Source organism: Microbacterium sp. 4NA327F11 (genome assembly GCF_005503465.1).
Lineage (GTDB): Bacteria > Actinomycetota > Actinomycetes > Actinomycetales > Microbacteriaceae > Microbacterium > Microbacterium ginsengisoli.
This window is the reverse complement of record NZ_SCOB01000033.1, coordinates 1-14,701: the sequence shown is the minus strand read 5'-3', so window position 1 is coordinate 14,701 and position 14,701 is coordinate 1. Positions and strand designations below refer to the sequence as shown.

The following is a 14,701-nucleotide window of genomic DNA, read 5'->3' as shown; positions in this document are numbered from 1 at the left end:
CGCCCCTCTTCCCCCACCCCTGTGGTGGCACGTTTCCAGGCTTCGCTTCACAGCACGTTGTGTCCGTGCTGTTGCGCTTCGCGTCACGTGCCGGGGTGGCCCTCGCGCGTCGCCGTTGGCGTCGTTGTGCTCGGGCTGCGGGCATCGTCAGCCTGGTTGGCTGTCGTTGCCCTGGGGGAACCCTGCCGGGGGCGTTGTGGCCGCTTATCTGTTTTGTGTGCGGCGGGGTGGGTGGTGTGCGCGTTCTGTGGCTGCGTGTTTGCTGCGTGTGAGCGTGATGCCTGTGTGGGTGGGGTGTTCTTGCGTGTTGGGTTCGGTGGTCGTTGGCGGAGGCTTCGCCTCCGCGTGGTGGCTGGGTGGTGATGGTGATGTCACCTGCGTGTGGTCCGGTTCCTGGGGTGCGTTCACGGGCGGGTGGTGCTGTTGGTGACGGTGGCGTGCGCGCGTGTGGCGGCCCCCCTCGGGGCGTGCATGTTCACGGGGTGGCGGTGCTTGCGGGTGCGGTGCCCGGTGCGGGTTACGTGAGCGGATGGTCCGGTGATGGGCGGGTTCGCGGCGGGTTCCCCGCCGCCGCCTCCGGCGTGACGTCACAGGAAGCGTGCACCAGCGACCATGACGCCCACACCCTGCCCGCATGCTGTCACCTGAACGTCCACCGCCTGCAGCACAGGGCACCCACCCGCACCAACAGGCAGACCGACCCGGCCACCAGCAACCAGCCCCACCCTCACACCGCCACCATCACGTGCCGCCCCGCGGCACCACACCAACATCACGCCCACACAACGCCAACACCCCCGCCCGCGAACCGCTCCCACCGCACACCGCCCCCGCAACGCCAACACCAGACGCCGAAGGCGGCCGCCCCGCACAACGCCAACACCCTGCACGCACACCGCACGCAAGCGAGCCCCCGACAGGGGGCGAGCTCTTCTTTACGGGCGGCGGCTACCGCCGGGCCGGGCTCGCGTGCGCTCGCCCTGGGGGAGAGCGCGGTACCCAGGTCAATGGGGTCGGCGGGTGAGCGTGCGACCGATATGGTGAACGGTCAGGGCTGGGCTGAAGGATTCGAGGGTGTCATGTCGTTGACTACGCGCATTGCCGTGGCCTCCTTCGATGACATGCGCCATGGTGTGCGGGTGGACGCTCCGGATGCGGCGTTCGTGTTGGTGTCGTGGTCGCGGGTGGAGCAGTCGTGCGCGGTGATGGGGTTGCTCGACGATGATGGTGCGGAGTTGCCGGTCCGTCGGGACCTTCTCGCGCGGTTGACGTCGTTGCTTGCCCGGCCGGTGTCGACGGACACGTTGCGTCTCGCGTACCCGGACGCGCCGTTGTCGCAGCCGGTGCTGTTGCGGGTTCCGGTGGATGAGCCGGAGTGGGCGCGGGTGGCGGGGAACGTGTTCGAGTACCTGCAGAACGGTCTGCGGGTGTCCTCCGATGATGTGCGTGATGCGCTGTGGGTGACGTTGGCGGCGTCGGAGATCCCGGCGGGGTCTGTGCGCGCGGGCCGGATCACGTTCGTGCCGGAACTTCCTGGCGACAACCTGTTCGTGCCTACCGCCTTCTTCGAGCTGTCCGGTGGTCGCGGCCCGATGGTGTCGTGGGAGCAGGTGCAGCCGCAGCTTCCGAATGACCTGGTCGTTCGGGCGGTGTCCACGTTCGTGTCGTCGTTGGCGGAGTCCGCTCAGCTTGAAGCGTCGTTGCGGGGTTCGCGGACGGTGCTCACGGATGTGGTCGTGAACATCTGATCATCGGCTGCGGCCGGTGAGGACGATGTCTGCGTTCCGTGCGATCGCTACCGCGAGCTCACGACCGTTGGAGGCGGTGAGGTGAAGGTGGATGTCACCGAACGCGATAACGAACGTTCCCGGGTAGGCGCACTGGTCGAGGATGATCCCAGCCAGTTCAAGCGCCCGATACGGTTCCACGGTGGCGGTGGTGGCGAGGACGGTGATCTGCACGCCGGTGTCGAAGTTCGGGCGGACAACGATGGTGTCCGCCCCGTCGTGCCCGCTCATGCGGCCGGGGTCTGCTGCGTGAGCGTGCCAGCGAGGTAGCCGGCGGCCCACACTCGGGCGACGATGTCGTGGGCGCTTGCACCGTCGGTGATGAGTGTGTCGGCGGCGGCGATGAGCGCGTCGTACGTGTCGACCGCGTTCGTGCTGGCGCTGACGGCGGCGGCGTCGCGGAGTCGGATGCCGAGGTGTCGCGCGTCCGCGGTCGCGAGCTCGAGTGTGAGCCGCCGGCTGATGCTGACCGCGATGCTGCCATGGTGGCGCCCGCGGGTGACGGTCGCGTCGATGTCGTCCGCGATCCGTTGGGCGTGGTCGACGGTGATCCTCACGTCCGCGCCGGCATCGTGGACGAGGACAGCGACTCGCCCGTCGATGGGGTGGACGGTGATGCTGGTGGTGGGGGAGGTCATGTGCGGGCTTCTTCTCGCGCGTGTCGAACGCGAGCGTGTGCGAGGTTCGCTCGTTCGATCGCTTCGGTGACGGGTCGGAGGTGGGCGGTGGCTTGCTCCGCTTGGTCGGCGTAGGGGAGCACCGCGATCCGTTCCGCGATGGTCTGTGCGTATGCGCTCAGGAACTGGCGGTCTTCGGTGAGTCGCAGCAGGAGCAGGTCGAAGTACTGGGGGTTCGGTCGAGCGATTCCTGCGGCGATAGCGTCGGCGTGAGCGGACGCTGTTTCGACCTGTTCGATGCGACGTCCGATCGCGTGGTGGAGGTCGAGGGCATCGAGGAGTGTGTCCATGCTTCCCACATGCGCGGTGCCGTACGCCCGGTCGCCACGGCCGGGCAGCGTGGGCGTGGTGGTTCGGTCACTCACTGCCGGTCGGCGGGTCGGGGAGAGGGGCGCCGGCTGCGCGCAACCGCTGGTAGAACCGTCGCCAGAGGTGCCCGGGAACGTCGACTCGGGACTGCCCGTGAGTGTCGCGCACACCGATCGCCGCGAGCGTCTGCAGTTGGGACGCGGATGGGACGGTGAGTGTCGGTGCGATGTAGCACCCGGCGATCCATCCGTCCGCGGGCTGCGCGGTCGCGACCTCAACGGTGACGTGCCCGTTGACGGTGAGGGCGAGGCGCGGGGTGTGGTCGAGGACGCCCGTCGACACGTCTCGGGGTTCGGTGAAGGTGAGGGCGCTCATGCTCCACGACCGGTCCGTGACGCGCGCAGTGCACGTCGACGATCGCGTTCATACACCTGGAGGTAGTCGGAGGCGGCGGCGGCTCGTTCGTGCATGTCGTCGCGGAGCGTGCAGAGGCTCTCCGACCAGTCGTCGGCGCTGGTGATGACCGCGAAGATGCCTGCCTGGCCGGGCCGGCTCATCCGGGCGAGGTTCGGGCCTTCTGCGACGAAGTAGGCCACGTCCGCGAGCATCGCGTCTGGGTTGTCACCGCAGAGGACGATGTGCTCCGCTTCGCTCTGGCCGTGCGGGTCGAACGGGTTCGGGTCGCCGGGGTGACCGTCACCCCATTCCTCCCAGGAGTCACCGTCGCGGTAGACGATGAGGTTGGCGGGAACGATCTCGAGGAGCGCCTCCGCGTCCTGGGTTCCGAGGTGCATCGCGTACGCCGGGGAACGGTCGGGAGTTGCCACTGCGGAGGTGTCGGATGCGGTCGTCATGTCTGTCCCCTTCGGGTTCACGGCGGTGAGTGCCTGTGCCTTCCACATGCGCGGTGCCCGACCCGCCTGCTATCTGCGTGCGTGCGGAGACGGGTGGGTAGTGGCGACAGGGGAGACTCCAAACACACGCGCGCCCTACCACCTCGGCGCGGTCGCCCCTGCTCCTCTGTAGGTGTCAACGCCACCACCCGCTGGCTCAGTCTCAGCCCGGCCGGAGTGCACCTTGGGTGATGCTCCGCACGTGCTCTGCGAGTGCCCACGCAGCACTGAACTCAGCGTCGCCGCTGTCGCCTTCGGCCGCTTCCATGAACGTCCCCGCCAGGGCGGCCGCCTGTGCGATCTGTTCGAGGGTGAGGGTGCTCCCGTCCTCGCCTGCGAATGCGCGTTCGAGAATGTTTGTAGTTCTCTCCGAGTAGGTTCGGTGGCTGTTCCACCGCAGTGTGCGGTCGGACACCCCGACATGGGCGTGGTCGCCTCTGTGGCTGGCGCGACGTTGGCAGTTGTATGTGCCGTTGACGGCGGGGCAGCTCATGCGTTCACCGCCTCAGCGTGCAACGCGTTGGCGGCGTATCTCACGGCCTCGGCGTGAGTCGCGAAGTGACCCCAGAGGTAGTCCGAGCCCTCGTCGGGCCGATTCCCGAAGACGCCCCACGGCGTCCATTCAGGACCGACGCTGATGTCCTCTCGGGTGATGGTGAACCGCAGCGGCGGTGCCGGCTCGTGCGTGAGGCGGTCCCACTCGTACCAGTGCGAGGACGCGTCGTCGAAGCGGACGGTTGCCCCGGCATCGGTCGCCTCTTCCACGATGCCGCGCCGGCGACCATGGGCGTAAACGTCAGCGCCGACACGGCGATCCCGTTCGGGGAGTGCGGAGAGCAGCGGGATGCGGTCTCTGAGCCGGGGGACTGTTGCGGTCGCGGTCATGGTGTTTTCTGTCTGTGGATTGTGGCGGGTAGGTGATGGCGACAGGGGAGACTCCACGGCCGTCGGAACGTCTCGCGCTGCGGTGCGGCGATTTCCTGCCCCGTTCGCTCGCTCACTCCGATGCGGATCAGATGACGAAGCGCAGGCGACCTACTTCACGGACCTGGCTTTCCGTGAGGTCCCTTCCATCCACCGACCAGCCAAGCCGGGTCAGCCGATAGAGAGGGGAGCCTTTGGCCACAGCGAACCGCTCTGCCTCGTAGTAGCCGAGCTTGGTCGGGAGCGCAGGGGTGAGCACCTCGATGGTGTCCCATTCGGTTCCGTAGTAGGAGTTGTGCTTGGAGTCCAGGTAGCCCGCACGAATGCTCTTCACCGTGAACCACGCCTCATCACCGTTCTTGGCAGTCAGGTGAACCCGGTCCCCGACGTTGATGTTGCTGATGTCGATCACTTGCTCTCCCCCTTCCGGGAGGCCTTCGTGGTTGCGGTCTCGGTGGTGGTGAGGCTCACAATGTCTCCCTGGATTGGCGGCCGGATGTCGGTGTGTCCGCGGCCGTCGGAACGTCTCGCGGAGAGGGACGCATCCCCACCTCCCACATGCGCGGTGCACCTGCGATGCGGATGAGAGCGCGTCGATGGACGGTGCGGCTCACTCGCCCTGCGTGTCGTCGTGCGACTGCAGGGGGCGTGGTGAGCTCGCGGTGTCCAAGGCGTTGAACTCTCGCTGCCAGGCCGCGTCCGGGTTGCGGAGGTCGGCGAGAGCCTCGGCGGCCGCGACACGTGCGTCACGCACCAGCGCATGGTCTGCGGCGGTGATCGGCTCAACGCGGTGGCGTGACGTCTTCTCACGCTCGTAGTCGCGGGCGGCGGCGGCGACAAGGCGGGCGGCACGCCGATCGGCGCTGCGGCGGGTGCCGACGTGTGAGCGAACGCGGACGGTGAAGGTGCCGTGGTTGACGCGGATCGTCCACGACCATGGCAGTGTGCCGGCGTCGAGCTCAGCGTAGGGCGGGGCGTCCTCACGGCTGTCGTGGAACAGGGGGACCGGGGCGGGCGCGGGCCGCCGGTGGAAGTCCCCGGAGTCGGCGCTGTCGACGGGCCCCGTCATGCGACCGGGCCCTGCGCAGTGTCGACATCGCGAGGGTCAGCGGCCATGGTCTCGAGGATTCGCTGGCCCTGCTCCGGAGTAGCCCCGAGCCACGCCTTCCACCCCGTGTTGTTGCCGTTCCATTCGGGGCGCTCCTCGTCGGGCTGCCCGCCGATCTCCGCCCGCTCGATCTTCCACACGGTGTCTCCGTGCTCGTCGCTCACGGGGGCTTCCAGCAGGTAGTTGTCCGCTTCATCGAACTCGTGCCACCCGAGGGCTGAGGCGACCTCTTCCATGCTGTCGTACGCATCGCTCGTGTCGTCCAGCACGTCCTCGCCGTTCGCGTCGACCCACGTCCATACCGCCAGGCGCGGAGTGTCGTTGAGGTGTACGTAGACGGCAGCGACGCCCTCGGGCATGAGGCGCTGGATCTCAGCGATCGACGCATCGACGAATGCGTTGTCGGCAGCGATCACGGCGGCGAGGGCTTCTTGGTACGTCGAGCTTGGCGTGGTCATGCTTCCCACATGCGCGGTGTCCCGCGCCGCCGGCTCCTGTGCCGTAATTGGTGATCTGCGCGGTCATGCGGGGACCTCGCTCTCGTTCTCGAAGTGGTTGACGTAGGTAACTGGGGCGCCAACGAAATGCCACCAATCAAGCGGCTCGGCGTCCGGGTCAGCGCAGTTGCGCTCCCACTCGGCGACCTCGTCAGTGTTCATCCGGTAGATGAACGTGTCGCCCTGTGAGTCGCGCTCGTTGATGTCGTGCCAGCCGGAGGGGTGCAGGATCAGGCACTCCTTGCGGCCGTCCGGGTGGGTCACGACGTAACCGAGCGCGTTCTCGAATGTGGCAGGCGTGTAGGTGACGCCTGTGTTCTCGTCGCGGAGCACGTCCTGGAACAGGACCGGGCTGTCGAGGTCGCTCACTGTCCCGGCTCCCATCCGCTGCGCCGCGCGTCGTGCTCGCAGCTGTCGCACATGGTCACGGGCGGGGTGAGGTTCGGCCAGCGATTCATCTCATCTGGCTCAACCCATTCGCCGCAGTTAGGGCACTGGACCATACCGAGGCGGTTGATGAAGTCGTGCGCGTCCTCGCCGTCGATGGTCTCGACTTCGTAGTCGAGGTCGTCGCCTCGACCATCGTCCCCGCGCACAACGCCTGACTCATCCCCGTTGTCGCACATCCACTGATCGAACGCACTCGTGGGGTTTCCGAACTCGTCGAAGTAGGTAGCGTCGGTCAGCATCTCAACCGGAACATCGGCGGTGAACGTCGAGTGCAGGCGGATGCTGCGATGGCGACCCATCTCAACTCTGACGGTGCTCATGCCGCGGCTCCTTCCGGGTCCAGCGCATCCACCAGGGTGCGCAGCGTGCCCGCCAGCGCGTCGACCACGGCGGGCGAGATGACGCCCTCGAAATCGAGCGCTGTGCGCGCGTCTGCGATGAGGCTCGGGAGGTTCGTCGGCCAGTCCATCCCGGGGAAGCGGATCTCGGCGTTGATCGTCTTGATAGAGCGGTCGGGCATGACTAGGAAGCGCCACTGCTCTCCGGTCATATCCTCGACGTCAATCTCGTGGATGTAGGCGCCAGGCTCGCAGTGAGCGAGCAGTTCTCGGAGGTCTCGTCCGTAGCTGTAGCTCGCACTGTCGTAGAAGCCGTCGCCGTCGAGGAGGATGCCGTTCTCGTCCTGCACCGGCTCCGTGCCGTCGCTCAGCAGCTCGCGCACGTGATCGAGCGCGGCTTCTGCCAACGCCTCGGGCGTCACGTAGGCGTTGGGGCCGAGAAGTTCGGCGTACCGCTCGGGCTTGATGAGGGCGTCATGGAACGTGACGTCGTAGCTCATTCCCATGTCAGAGACCCCCTTCCAGCTTGTAGGTGATGCGGCCGTGCTCGCGGGTCTCGAAGGTGGGACGCCCGGCGTGGTGCCCGACCGCGGTGTAGTACGCCGTCAGCACGAGGTTCCCGTCGGCGTCCTCGCTCCACGTGTCGCCGTAGCTCTCGGCGAATCGGGTTTCGGCGCTTCGGGCATGGAACTTGCGCGTTCCGTCCGCGCTGTGCCCCACGACGTAGTAGACGCCGGTGCTCGTGACTCGCGCGACCTCGCGACGCACGCCGACCAGGGGCGTACCGTCGCCGTTGTTCGGGACATCCTCCCCGCGAATCGTGCGGGCGGTGATCGTGACGTGGGTCGCGGCCGTGAAGCGGCGGACAGCCTCGGCGCGGGGGATGCGGGTGAGGTCCTCGTTGGTCATCGCTCTGTCCAATCCGCCCGCTCGAGGTCGGCCATCTCCGTTGCACGCCGTATGGCGTCGTCGACATCGACCCCGCGGGCGCGTGCTTCGTGGATGAGGTCCGTGAGTACATCACGGATGGCCTGGTCGGGCTCACCCGGCTCGTCGTCGTAGAACGCTTCGAAGGTGACGTTCACCCGCCACCGCGCACGGGTGAGAGTGTCGGGCTCCGTCTCCCTGTTGAGTGCGCCCGTGAGCGCGCGTGCTTGTTCGAGGGTCGGCGGTTGGATCTGCGCCGGTGCGATGGCGATCATGAGGAGGTCTCCTTGGTGCTCTGTACCTTCCACATGCGCGGTGAAGCAGCCTGCGTCCGCGTGCCGCGTCGACCCCGAGGACCCCCGCGACTGTGTCCGGCCCAAGGGCACGACCGCCACAAGGGCGCGAACACTCAACGCCACGAGTGGAGTACCGCTCGTGGCGTTGAGTGTTCGCGAGCTCCGGCCGGCATCACCGCGCCCGGATGATGTTCGGGAGGCAGCGCGGCGATCAGCCCGCCATCTCCCACGCGCGCTGATCGGCCCACTGACGCTCGAACATCGCGAAGGTGACCCTCGGATGCGTCTCCCACCATTCGCGGAGCTCCTCTGACGCGTAGCGGTGCGCTCGCGCGGTGTTCCCCATGAACAGGGACAGGGCGTCGATGTTCCGCGCACGCCCTTCCGCGTTGAGCAGTGCGCCACGACAGGCTTCCTCCGCGGCGTCGTACGCGGCGTAGAGGACATCGTCGAACTCCGCACGACACTGCCGGCGCGCGTCGAACGCGTCCGAGATCAGTCCGCTGCGCCCGAACGTCACTGCCGGCCCCCGTCATCTGAGGTGAAGGGACGGCTGCTGGTCCGGTGCGCGCTGTCCCGTTGGGTTGCGCCGGGGTGTCCGGCACGGTGAGCGGTAGCGCAGGTCATACCCATCACATGCGCGGCGAGCGACGAAACGTGTGCACCGCGCATGTGGTGGGTAGGCGGGAGCGGCTCCCGCGGGAGGTGGGTGCCATGTCTCGGTGGCTGGTGAACCCTGACCGTGCACGGAAAGCACGGTGGTCGCAGTGGTTGAGTGCTCTGACTGTCGCTGGCGCTGTCGGCGCCGGCGCGGCGGTCTACGCCCTCGTGTTCGCGGTGTCGGTCCGGTTCGGTGACCCTGCCGGCGCCGCCAGTCTCACCGCAGGGTTCCTCGCGGTCCTGGCGTGGCTCGTTGCCGGGGCCGCCGCGTTCGTGCTGATCGGCGTGTTCCACCGGGACGAGTCGGTGTTCCTGCCGGCGGAGCTCGCGGAGGCTGCCGGCGACGCGGAGTTGGGGGAGCGTGAGCGTTGGGAGCTCGCACTGCGCGCTCGAGGCTCCCGGTGACATCGGTGGGTCAGCGCGCTGGTATGGGATCTCACCAGTCGGCTGCGGCGGTCACGCACACGTGGCTGACCCCACCGTCGATTATCCGGGCGCTCGGCCCGTTCGACCTGGACCCGTGCGCTGCCCCTGAACCGCGCCCATGGCCGACTGCGGCACGGCACATCACGCTCCCGGATGACGGGCTCGCTGCCGACTGGGACGGGTTCGTCTGGTGCAACCCGCCGTACGGGCCGCAGACGTGGGTGTGGCTGGCGAAGCTCGCCGAGGCGGGTAGGGGTGTGGCGCTCATCTTCGCGCGCACGGAAACGGCGGGGTTCCATGAGCAGGTGTGGGGGAAGGCGACCGCTGTGCTGTTCCTGCGCGGCCGTCTCACCTTCCACACGCCTGACGGGGCGCCCGCTGCCGCGAACGGTGGAGCCCCGTCCTGCCTTGTCGCGTACGGGGATGAGGCAGCTGACCGGCTCGGACGGAGCGGGCTGGCGGGTCATCTGGTGACGCTGCGCACCGCGCATGTGGGTGAGGTGGTGGGCGCCGCCCGCCGCTGAGAGGGAGCCATGAGCGTCACCGAAGTCCACTACACATCCGACCCGCATTTCGAGCATGAGCTTGTGGCGGCGAAGCGAGGGTTCACGTCGGCCGCTGAGCATGACGCGGTGATCGCGGACCGGTGGAACGAGACGGTGAAACCCCGTGACGTGGTGATCGTGCTGGGTGACATCGCGGCGGGTGCGCCCGCCGGGGCGCTGTCCATCCTGCGGAAGCTCCCGGGACGTAAGCACCTCATCACCGGGAACCATGACCGGGTGCATCCAATGCATCGGCGCACGTTCGCGTCGTCGCTGCCGGCGTTCCTGGACGTGTTCGCTTCGGTCAGCCCGTTCGGGCGGCGGCGTCTGGAGGGGACGGAGGTGCTGCTGTCCCACTTCCCGTACGCCGCGTGGGGCGATGGGCCTGCTCGCGGCGGTGCGGCCGCGTCCCGACACAACCAGTTCCGCCTCCCGGACTTCGGTGTGCCGCTTCTGCATGGTCACACGCACGGCACCGAGCAGGGTCACGGTCACGAGCTGCATGTCGGTGTTGACGCGTGGGGTTTCCGCCCTGTCCCGCAGGAGCAGGTCATCGTCTGGCTGCGGGAGCTGCGGGAGCATCGGGAGGCAGTGGGTGCGGTGGAGCCGTTCACATGGTCGGCGGACATGGACGCTGTGCACGCTCGCGCGTTGAAGCGCCGGTGACGGTTCTCGCTGGCCGCGCGCACGGTGGTGCCGCCGCCGCACACATGTTCGGTATGACGACCACGGACCGCCACGGGAACGCTCACGACACGGTGGGGCGGTTCGCCGGCCGGCCGCCAACACCACCAGAGGGCTCACTCGCAGAGGACGAGCCGGCGCCGAACCTCGTGGGGGAGCGCCCGATCTCCATCCGTGAGGTGCGGGCGGGGACGGTCCTGCGCCTGTTCGGCCCGCAGGGGCGGGCGACGGTCGTGGCCGTTGACCGTGAGGTCCGCCAGTACGGAGGGGACGAGTTCACGTTCACGCTCGACGATGGTTCACGGATTGTTCGACGCGCTGACGGTGCGCTGCTGACAGCGATCGACGGATGACCCGCCGTCGAGCTCGAATGAGCCGGCTGGAGCGGGTCGCGTGGGTCGGGTGGGGCTGCGTGGGTGTTGGCGTGGGAACGCTCATCGGTGTTCTCGCGGAGGAAGCGGCTCGAGCACTGAGTCGGTAAGCACGGTCGCCGCGCATGTGGGTGGTATGGCAACGACCGAGAGTCCCCTGATCTACCCCGACGGGCTGAGCCCCGAGTTCACGTCCGCGCGTGACGCGTACTCGCACGCGGCGGCGCAGTTCCATTTCGCGTTCATCGCGGAGGTTGAGCGCCTCATACCCACCGGTGTCGCCGCGGTGCTGTTCAGCATCAACGACACCCCACGGCTGACGTTCGCCGGGTTCCGACTGGCCGACGGCTCGGAGCGTGATCCCGAGGAGATCGATGAGCTTCGACCGGGCCTCCACGACACCCTCGACATGCTCGCTGCCGAGCAGGGGTTCACGGATCCTGAGGCTGCGGACAGCTACCTGCTGGGGGACGAGCTCGACGACGAGCGTTGGGTGATCACCACCGTCACCGCGCATGTGAGCGATAGCTGACCGTACCCGCTGACGCACCCAAGGAGAACGAGCATGACCCTCAAGACCCCCGAGCAGATCGCAGCGATGGAGGCGCAGTTCATCTACGCGGCGGCACACGAGTGCCATGTCACGGACGTTGGCGCCGACGACCCGGGTCTCGCTGAGACGGAGCGCGCCGTGCGCAATCTCATCGAAGCCGACCGAGCCCAGCGGAGCCACGTCGTGACGATCCAGGAGGAAGGCTACGACCGCCACGCCGAAGCGCGCGCAATTCTTGCGGACTGGGATCGCGCCTCGATTCCCAACGACCGCGGCCTCCACAACGCGGGCGGCTTCGCCATGCACAACTGCGTCTCCATCCGGGAAGCCTTCCGCGCCCTCCTCGAGCCGCCCGCCGTCGAGGAGACTCCCTACGAAGTCGCGAGCAAGATCGGCCGCGCCATCACCGATGATCTGGTTACGGGCGGCCTTTCGCCTCGTGGCATCGCGGACATCGCGGCTCTTGCTGGCTATAACGCCAGCATCCAGGCGGCATGGGAGTCGTGGGTACCGGAGAATGCTCCCGGTGTCCGCGTTGCCACGCGCGACGAGTACACCGCCGTCTGTGACGTCATCGACGCCGTGAAGACCGATGACCGCTCGGAAGACACGGACCTCTACGCCGGTCGCATCCTCGACGCACTGGGAGTCCACCTGTGATCCGCGCCAACCTCACGAAGGAGAACTGACGTGACTGACATCGACATCAAAGTCCTGAGGGTGAAGGCCGAAGCGGCAACGCCGGGTCCGTGGGGAGCCGGAGACGCATGGGTGTTCACGGACCCCGTGTACCCGGACGACAACCGCCTGTCCAATGTGTTCGGAATGAATTTCGCCGACCACGAACGCGCAGATGCTGAGCATGCGCGCGGCGTGCGCAACGCCGCCTACATCGCCGCCGTCGGTCCCGACGTGGTACTCGCGCTGCTGGACCGCCTCGAGGCTGCGGAGGCCAGGCTTGCCGACGCGGACTCCAAGCTTGCCGCCGTCCGCGCCATCCTCACCGCGCGCGCCAAGGCCGGTTCGTGGGATCACGACAGCCGTGAGGTCTGGGAGGCCCTCTGCCCGCCGATCGTGAAGCATCTCGCCGTGACACCACTTCCAGTACGACCCAGTTCGGTGGATCCCATGACGAGGCGTAACCCGTACAGGCGCATCGAGAAGGTTACCGGGTGGGCCTTCACGATCTTCGCGCTGGTGGTGGTCCTCGGTCTCGCGGCCGTCGCCCTCGCAGTCTCGTGGAGTGCGTACGGCTTCATCAACGGCGTGCTCCTCCCCTTGGGCGCCTTCAGCGCATTCCTCGCTTTCGCTGTGCTGGCGGCAGCTCTCGCGCTGATGGGCGAGCGCCGGTGGAAGAGGGCGTCCCGGAAATGGGACCGAGACCACGAAGGAGACAACCAGTGATCGACATCCGGGAAGCCCTCCGCTCGCTCCTCGATTTGCCTGCGTACGAAGGGCCGGCCGACCGCGTCACCGAAGGGGAGCTGACATGAGCGCTTTCCCAGTCCCTCTCCCGGGCGCCGCGGCGCCCGTCCTCATGTGGGCACACGAGTATGAGATCGAAGCCTCCGCGCTCCAGCAGCTCCGCAACGTCGCCGAGCTCCCCGGCCTGCACGGGCTCAGGGTGATGCCCGACGTCCACTGGGGCGACGGCGCGACCGTCGGTTCCGTCATCGCGATGGAGCAGGCTCTCGCGCCGGCCGCCGTTGGCGTCGACATCGGCTGCGGCGTGAACGCCGTGAAGACCTCGCTGATGCTCGATGACCTCGACGACCGCAATCTCAAGGCGCTCCGCGCACGGTTCGAGAACGCGATCCCCGTCGGCTTCAACATGCACGACAGCCCCGTCAACGTCAATGTCCTCCCTATCCGCCACCGCGCCGCCGTCGACCGTCTCACGCGGCGCTTCGGCGACCTCCGCGCCCCCGGCATCGACAAGCTGGAGGGGCGCGCGGCCCGCCAGCTGGGCACGCTCGGCGGCGGCAACCACTTCATCGAGCTCACCACAGACCAGTCGGGCGGCATCTGGATCACGCTGCACTCCGGCTCGCGCGGCGTCGGCAACGAGCTGGCGAAGCGCCACATCTCCAAGGCGAAGGAACTTCCGGTGAACGCGGACCTCCCGAAGCACCTGGAGGAGCTCTCCCTGTTCTACAAGGGCACCGTCGAGATGGACGACTACCTCCACGACCTCGGCTGGGCGCAGGACTACGCGATGCGATCCCGCACGGTGATGATGGAGCTCGTCAAGCGCGAACTGGTGTCGTACTTCGCCGACTCGTCCTATGACTCGGTCGTCTCGTTCGCTGACGAGATCAACTGCCATCACAACTACGTCGCGCAGGAGGAGATCGACGCGCGGATGATGATCGTCACCCGCAAGGGAGCGATCTCGGCGAAGGCGGGGGAATTGGCGCTCATCCCCGGCTCGATGGCGACCGGCTCCTACATCGTCCGCGGACTCGGCAACCCCCTCTCCTTCCAGTCCGCCAGCCACGGTGCCGGCCGAAAGTACAGCCGGTCGGAGGCCAAACGTCGCTTCACCGTCGCCGACGTCGAGCGCACGATGAAGGGCATCGAGGCGCGCACGGACGCCGGCGTGATCGACGAGATCTCGCTCGCTTACAAGGACCTCGACGACGTCATCGCGGCGGAGAGCGACCTCGTGGAAGTGGTCGAGAAGCTCGACACCATCCTGTGCGTGAAGGGCTGAGCCGAAAACCAGCGTCGGCCGCCCGGCAGACGTGACGCTTGTGGGCAGGTGATCGCCGGTGCCGCCGTGCGCCGCGGGCAAATGTGCTTCTGGCCACCTACTCGCCGGCGACCGCGCATGTGGGTGATAGCTGACCGCAGCCGCTGACGCACCCAAGGAGCACGAGCATGACCATCAAGACCCCCGAGCAGATCGCACGAGAGGTCATCGAGCGCAACTATGGCCTCGGCACCGACTGGGAGGAACCCAATGAGTACGGTGAGGAGGGCTTCACTCGCGCCCAGGCTGAGAGCGACATCGACGCCGACGACATCCGCGCATTGATCGAGCAGGGCATTGCAGCTGACCGGGAGCAGCGGGAGGTGTTGCCCGCCGCGACTTCCGCGAGCGACCTCTCGAAGGAGAACTGACATGACCGAGATCGAGATCACTTGGATTCCAGCGATCGTCGCAACGGTCTGAGTTATTTGCTGTCCAGTAAAGCAGCGAAGCGCTCGGCCGGGGTGTCCCATTCGAGAGCTTTCCGGGGGCGACTGTTGAGTT

25 protein-coding genes are annotated in these 14,701 nt (G+C 67.6%); 10 read left to right on the top strand and 15 right to left on the bottom strand.

Going from position 1 to position 14,701, the window contains the following annotated elements; translation table 11 throughout:
* The first annotated feature begins 482 nt into the window (after positions 1-482).
* On the top strand, positions 483-1,748 hold the full coding sequence (locus FFS51_RS13845) for a hypothetical protein (protein ID WP_137878697.1): 1,266 nt from the start codon (positions 483-485) through the stop codon (positions 1,746-1,748).
* On the opposite strand, the gene FFS51_RS13840 is transcribed toward FFS51_RS13845, so the two are convergent.
* From FFS51_RS13840 to FFS51_RS13770, 15 genes are all read right to left on the bottom strand, one after another.
* Complete coding sequence (locus FFS51_RS13840; protein WP_137878696.1) at positions 1,749-2,018, bottom strand: hypothetical protein; 270 nt, start codon at positions 2,016-2,018, stop codon at positions 1,749-1,751.
* Entirely contained in the window at positions 2,015-2,425 is a 411-nt protein-coding gene (locus FFS51_RS13835; RefSeq protein ID WP_137878695.1) for a hypothetical protein, read from the bottom strand. Before FFS51_RS13835 ends, FFS51_RS13840 begins: the two co-directional genes overlap by 4 nt.
* On the bottom strand, positions 2,422-2,754 hold the full coding sequence (locus FFS51_RS13830) for a hypothetical protein (protein WP_137878694.1): 333 nt from the start codon (positions 2,752-2,754) through the stop codon (positions 2,422-2,424). The genes FFS51_RS13835 and FFS51_RS13830 overlap by 4 nt, the downstream gene beginning before the upstream one ends.
* 67 nt (positions 2,755-2,821) lie before the next feature.
* Positions 2,822-3,148, bottom strand: a complete 327-nt coding sequence (locus FFS51_RS13825) for a hypothetical protein (RefSeq protein WP_137878693.1) — start codon at positions 3,146-3,148, stop codon at positions 2,822-2,824.
* Entirely contained in the window at positions 3,145-3,627 is a 483-nt protein-coding gene (locus FFS51_RS13820; RefSeq protein ID WP_137878692.1) for a hypothetical protein, read from the bottom strand. Before FFS51_RS13820 ends, FFS51_RS13825 begins: the two co-directional genes overlap by 4 nt.
* Positions 3,628-4,155: 528 nt before the next feature.
* Positions 4,156-4,551, bottom strand: a complete 396-nt coding sequence (locus FFS51_RS13815; RefSeq protein WP_137878691.1) for a hypothetical protein — start codon at positions 4,549-4,551, stop codon at positions 4,156-4,158.
* 127 nt (positions 4,552-4,678) lie between these two features.
* A complete protein-coding gene (locus FFS51_RS13810; RefSeq protein ID WP_137878690.1) occupies positions 4,679-5,002 on the bottom strand; it encodes a hypothetical protein in 324 nt (107 codons plus the stop codon).
* A gap of 198 nt (positions 5,003-5,200) precedes the next feature.
* Positions 5,201-5,659 carry a hypothetical protein gene (locus FFS51_RS13805; protein ID WP_137878689.1) on the bottom strand — a complete coding sequence of 153 codons (459 nt, stop codon included), beginning with the start codon at positions 5,657-5,659 and terminating at the stop codon, positions 5,201-5,203.
* Complete coding sequence (locus FFS51_RS13800) at positions 5,656-6,156, bottom strand: hypothetical protein (RefSeq protein WP_137878688.1); 501 nt, start codon at positions 6,154-6,156, stop codon at positions 5,656-5,658. Before FFS51_RS13800 ends, FFS51_RS13805 begins: the two co-directional genes overlap by 4 nt.
* A 63-nt stretch (positions 6,157-6,219) precedes the next feature.
* Entirely contained in the window at positions 6,220-6,564 is a 345-nt protein-coding gene (locus FFS51_RS13795) for a hypothetical protein (RefSeq protein WP_137878687.1), read from the bottom strand.
* Complete coding sequence (locus FFS51_RS13790) at positions 6,561-6,965, bottom strand: hypothetical protein (RefSeq protein ID WP_137878686.1); 405 nt, start codon at positions 6,963-6,965, stop codon at positions 6,561-6,563. Before FFS51_RS13790 ends, FFS51_RS13795 begins: the two co-directional genes overlap by 4 nt.
* Positions 6,962-7,483: a hypothetical protein gene (locus tag FFS51_RS13785; protein WP_137878685.1), complete on the bottom strand. Its 522-nt coding sequence runs from the start codon at positions 7,481-7,483 to the stop codon at positions 6,962-6,964. The genes FFS51_RS13790 and FFS51_RS13785 overlap by 4 nt, the downstream gene beginning before the upstream one ends.
* Before the next feature lie 7 nt (positions 7,484-7,490).
* Complete coding sequence (locus tag FFS51_RS13780; protein WP_137878684.1) at positions 7,491-7,892, bottom strand: hypothetical protein; 402 nt, start codon at positions 7,890-7,892, stop codon at positions 7,491-7,493.
* Positions 7,889-8,185 (bottom strand): hypothetical protein, encoded by a 297-nt coding sequence (locus FFS51_RS13775; protein WP_137878683.1) that lies wholly within the window; start codon positions 8,183-8,185, stop codon positions 7,889-7,891. Before FFS51_RS13775 ends, FFS51_RS13780 begins: the two co-directional genes overlap by 4 nt.
* 232 nt (positions 8,186-8,417) lie before the next feature.
* Positions 8,418-8,726, bottom strand: a complete 309-nt coding sequence (locus FFS51_RS13770; protein WP_137878682.1) for a hypothetical protein — start codon at positions 8,724-8,726, stop codon at positions 8,418-8,420.
* A 194-nt stretch (positions 8,727-8,920) separates the two neighbouring features.
* Between FFS51_RS13770 and FFS51_RS13765 the strand changes: the two genes are divergently transcribed.
* From FFS51_RS13765 to FFS51_RS13725, 9 genes are all read left to right on the top strand, one after another.
* Positions 8,921-9,271, top strand: a complete 351-nt coding sequence (locus FFS51_RS13765; protein WP_137878681.1) for a hypothetical protein — start codon at positions 8,921-8,923, stop codon at positions 9,269-9,271.
* Positions 9,272-9,294: 23 nt separating this feature from the next.
* The gene (locus FFS51_RS13760; protein ID WP_137878680.1) at positions 9,295-9,816 is read left to right on the top strand and encodes a DNA N-6-adenine-methyltransferase; all 522 of its coding nucleotides are present in this window, start codon (positions 9,295-9,297) and stop codon (positions 9,814-9,816) included.
* 9 nt (positions 9,817-9,825) lie between these two features.
* Complete coding sequence (locus FFS51_RS13755; protein ID WP_137878679.1) at positions 9,826-10,503, top strand: metallophosphoesterase; 678 nt, start codon at positions 9,826-9,828, stop codon at positions 10,501-10,503.
* Positions 10,504-10,556: 53 nt separating this feature from the next.
* Positions 10,557-10,874 (top strand): hypothetical protein, encoded by a 318-nt coding sequence (locus tag FFS51_RS13750; RefSeq protein WP_137878678.1) that lies wholly within the window; start codon positions 10,557-10,559, stop codon positions 10,872-10,874.
* 154 nt (positions 10,875-11,028) lie between these two features.
* The gene (locus FFS51_RS13745) at positions 11,029-11,424 is read left to right on the top strand and encodes a hypothetical protein (RefSeq protein ID WP_137878677.1); all 396 of its coding nucleotides are present in this window, start codon (positions 11,029-11,031) and stop codon (positions 11,422-11,424) included.
* A 33-nt stretch (positions 11,425-11,457) separates the two neighbouring features.
* Positions 11,458-12,105 carry a hypothetical protein gene (locus tag FFS51_RS13740; RefSeq protein ID WP_137878676.1) on the top strand — a complete coding sequence of 216 codons (648 nt, stop codon included), beginning with the start codon at positions 11,458-11,460 and terminating at the stop codon, positions 12,103-12,105.
* 30 nt (positions 12,106-12,135) lie between these two features.
* A complete protein-coding gene (locus FFS51_RS13735; protein WP_137878675.1) occupies positions 12,136-12,849 on the top strand; it encodes an ead/Ea22-like family protein in 714 nt (237 codons plus the stop codon).
* Between the two features lie 85 nt (positions 12,850-12,934).
* Positions 12,935-14,158, top strand: coding sequence for an RtcB family protein (locus tag FFS51_RS13730; RefSeq protein WP_137878674.1), 1,224 nt, complete (start codon positions 12,935-12,937; stop codon positions 14,156-14,158).
* Positions 14,159-14,325: 167 nt separating this feature from the next.
* Positions 14,326-14,568, top strand: coding sequence for a hypothetical protein (locus FFS51_RS13725; protein WP_137878673.1), 243 nt, complete (start codon positions 14,326-14,328; stop codon positions 14,566-14,568).
* The last annotated feature ends 133 nt before the right edge of the window (positions 14,569-14,701 follow it).

Bases quoted from the DNA above. Each gene is read 5' to 3' on its own strand.
- FFS51_RS13755 (WP_137878679.1), top strand. From the start codon at position 9,826: ATGAGCGTCACCGAAGTCCACTACACATCCGACCCGCATTTCGAGCAT.
- FFS51_RS13820 (WP_137878692.1), bottom strand. From the start codon at position 3,627: ATGACGACCGCATCCGACACCTCCGCAGTGGCAACTCCCGACCGTTCC.
- FFS51_RS13740 (WP_137878676.1), top strand. From the start codon at position 11,458: ATGACCCTCAAGACCCCCGAGCAGATCGCAGCGATGGAGGCGCAGTTC.
- FFS51_RS13805 (WP_137878689.1), bottom strand. From the start codon at position 5,659: ATGACGGGGCCCGTCGACAGCGCCGACTCCGGGGACTTCCACCGGCGG.
- FFS51_RS13830 (WP_137878694.1), bottom strand. From the start codon at position 2,754: ATGGACACACTCCTCGATGCCCTCGACCTCCACCACGCGATCGGACGT.
- FFS51_RS13780 (WP_137878684.1), bottom strand. From the start codon at position 7,892: ATGACCAACGAGGACCTCACCCGCATCCCCCGCGCCGAGGCTGTCCGC.
- FFS51_RS13730 (WP_137878674.1), top strand. From the start codon at position 12,935: ATGAGCGCTTTCCCAGTCCCTCTCCCGGGCGCCGCGGCGCCCGTCCTC.
- FFS51_RS13750 (WP_137878678.1), top strand. From the start codon at position 10,557: ATGACGACCACGGACCGCCACGGGAACGCTCACGACACGGTGGGGCGG.
- FFS51_RS13775 (WP_137878683.1), bottom strand. From the start codon at position 8,185: ATGATCGCCATCGCACCGGCGCAGATCCAACCGCCGACCCTCGAACAA.
- FFS51_RS13815 (WP_137878691.1), bottom strand. From the start codon at position 4,551: ATGACCGCGACCGCAACAGTCCCCCGGCTCAGAGACCGCATCCCGCTG.
- FFS51_RS13785 (WP_137878685.1), bottom strand. From the start codon at position 7,483: ATGAGCTACGACGTCACGTTCCATGACGCCCTCATCAAGCCCGAGCGG.
- FFS51_RS13725 (WP_137878673.1), top strand. From the start codon at position 14,326: ATGACCATCAAGACCCCCGAGCAGATCGCACGAGAGGTCATCGAGCGC.
- FFS51_RS13745 (WP_137878677.1), top strand. From the start codon at position 11,029: ATGGCAACGACCGAGAGTCCCCTGATCTACCCCGACGGGCTGAGCCCC.
- FFS51_RS13765 (WP_137878681.1), top strand. From the start codon at position 8,921: ATGTCTCGGTGGCTGGTGAACCCTGACCGTGCACGGAAAGCACGGTGG.
- FFS51_RS13760 (WP_137878680.1), top strand. From the start codon at position 9,295: ATGGGATCTCACCAGTCGGCTGCGGCGGTCACGCACACGTGGCTGACC.
- FFS51_RS13835 (WP_137878695.1), bottom strand. From the start codon at position 2,425: ATGACCTCCCCCACCACCAGCATCACCGTCCACCCCATCGACGGGCGA.
- FFS51_RS13790 (WP_137878686.1), bottom strand. From the start codon at position 6,965: ATGAGCACCGTCAGAGTTGAGATGGGTCGCCATCGCAGCATCCGCCTG.
- FFS51_RS13825 (WP_137878693.1), bottom strand. From the start codon at position 3,148: ATGAGCGCCCTCACCTTCACCGAACCCCGAGACGTGTCGACGGGCGTC.
- FFS51_RS13800 (WP_137878688.1), bottom strand. From the start codon at position 6,156: ATGACCACGCCAAGCTCGACGTACCAAGAAGCCCTCGCCGCCGTGATC.
- FFS51_RS13840 (WP_137878696.1), bottom strand. From the start codon at position 2,018: ATGAGCGGGCACGACGGGGCGGACACCATCGTTGTCCGCCCGAACTTC.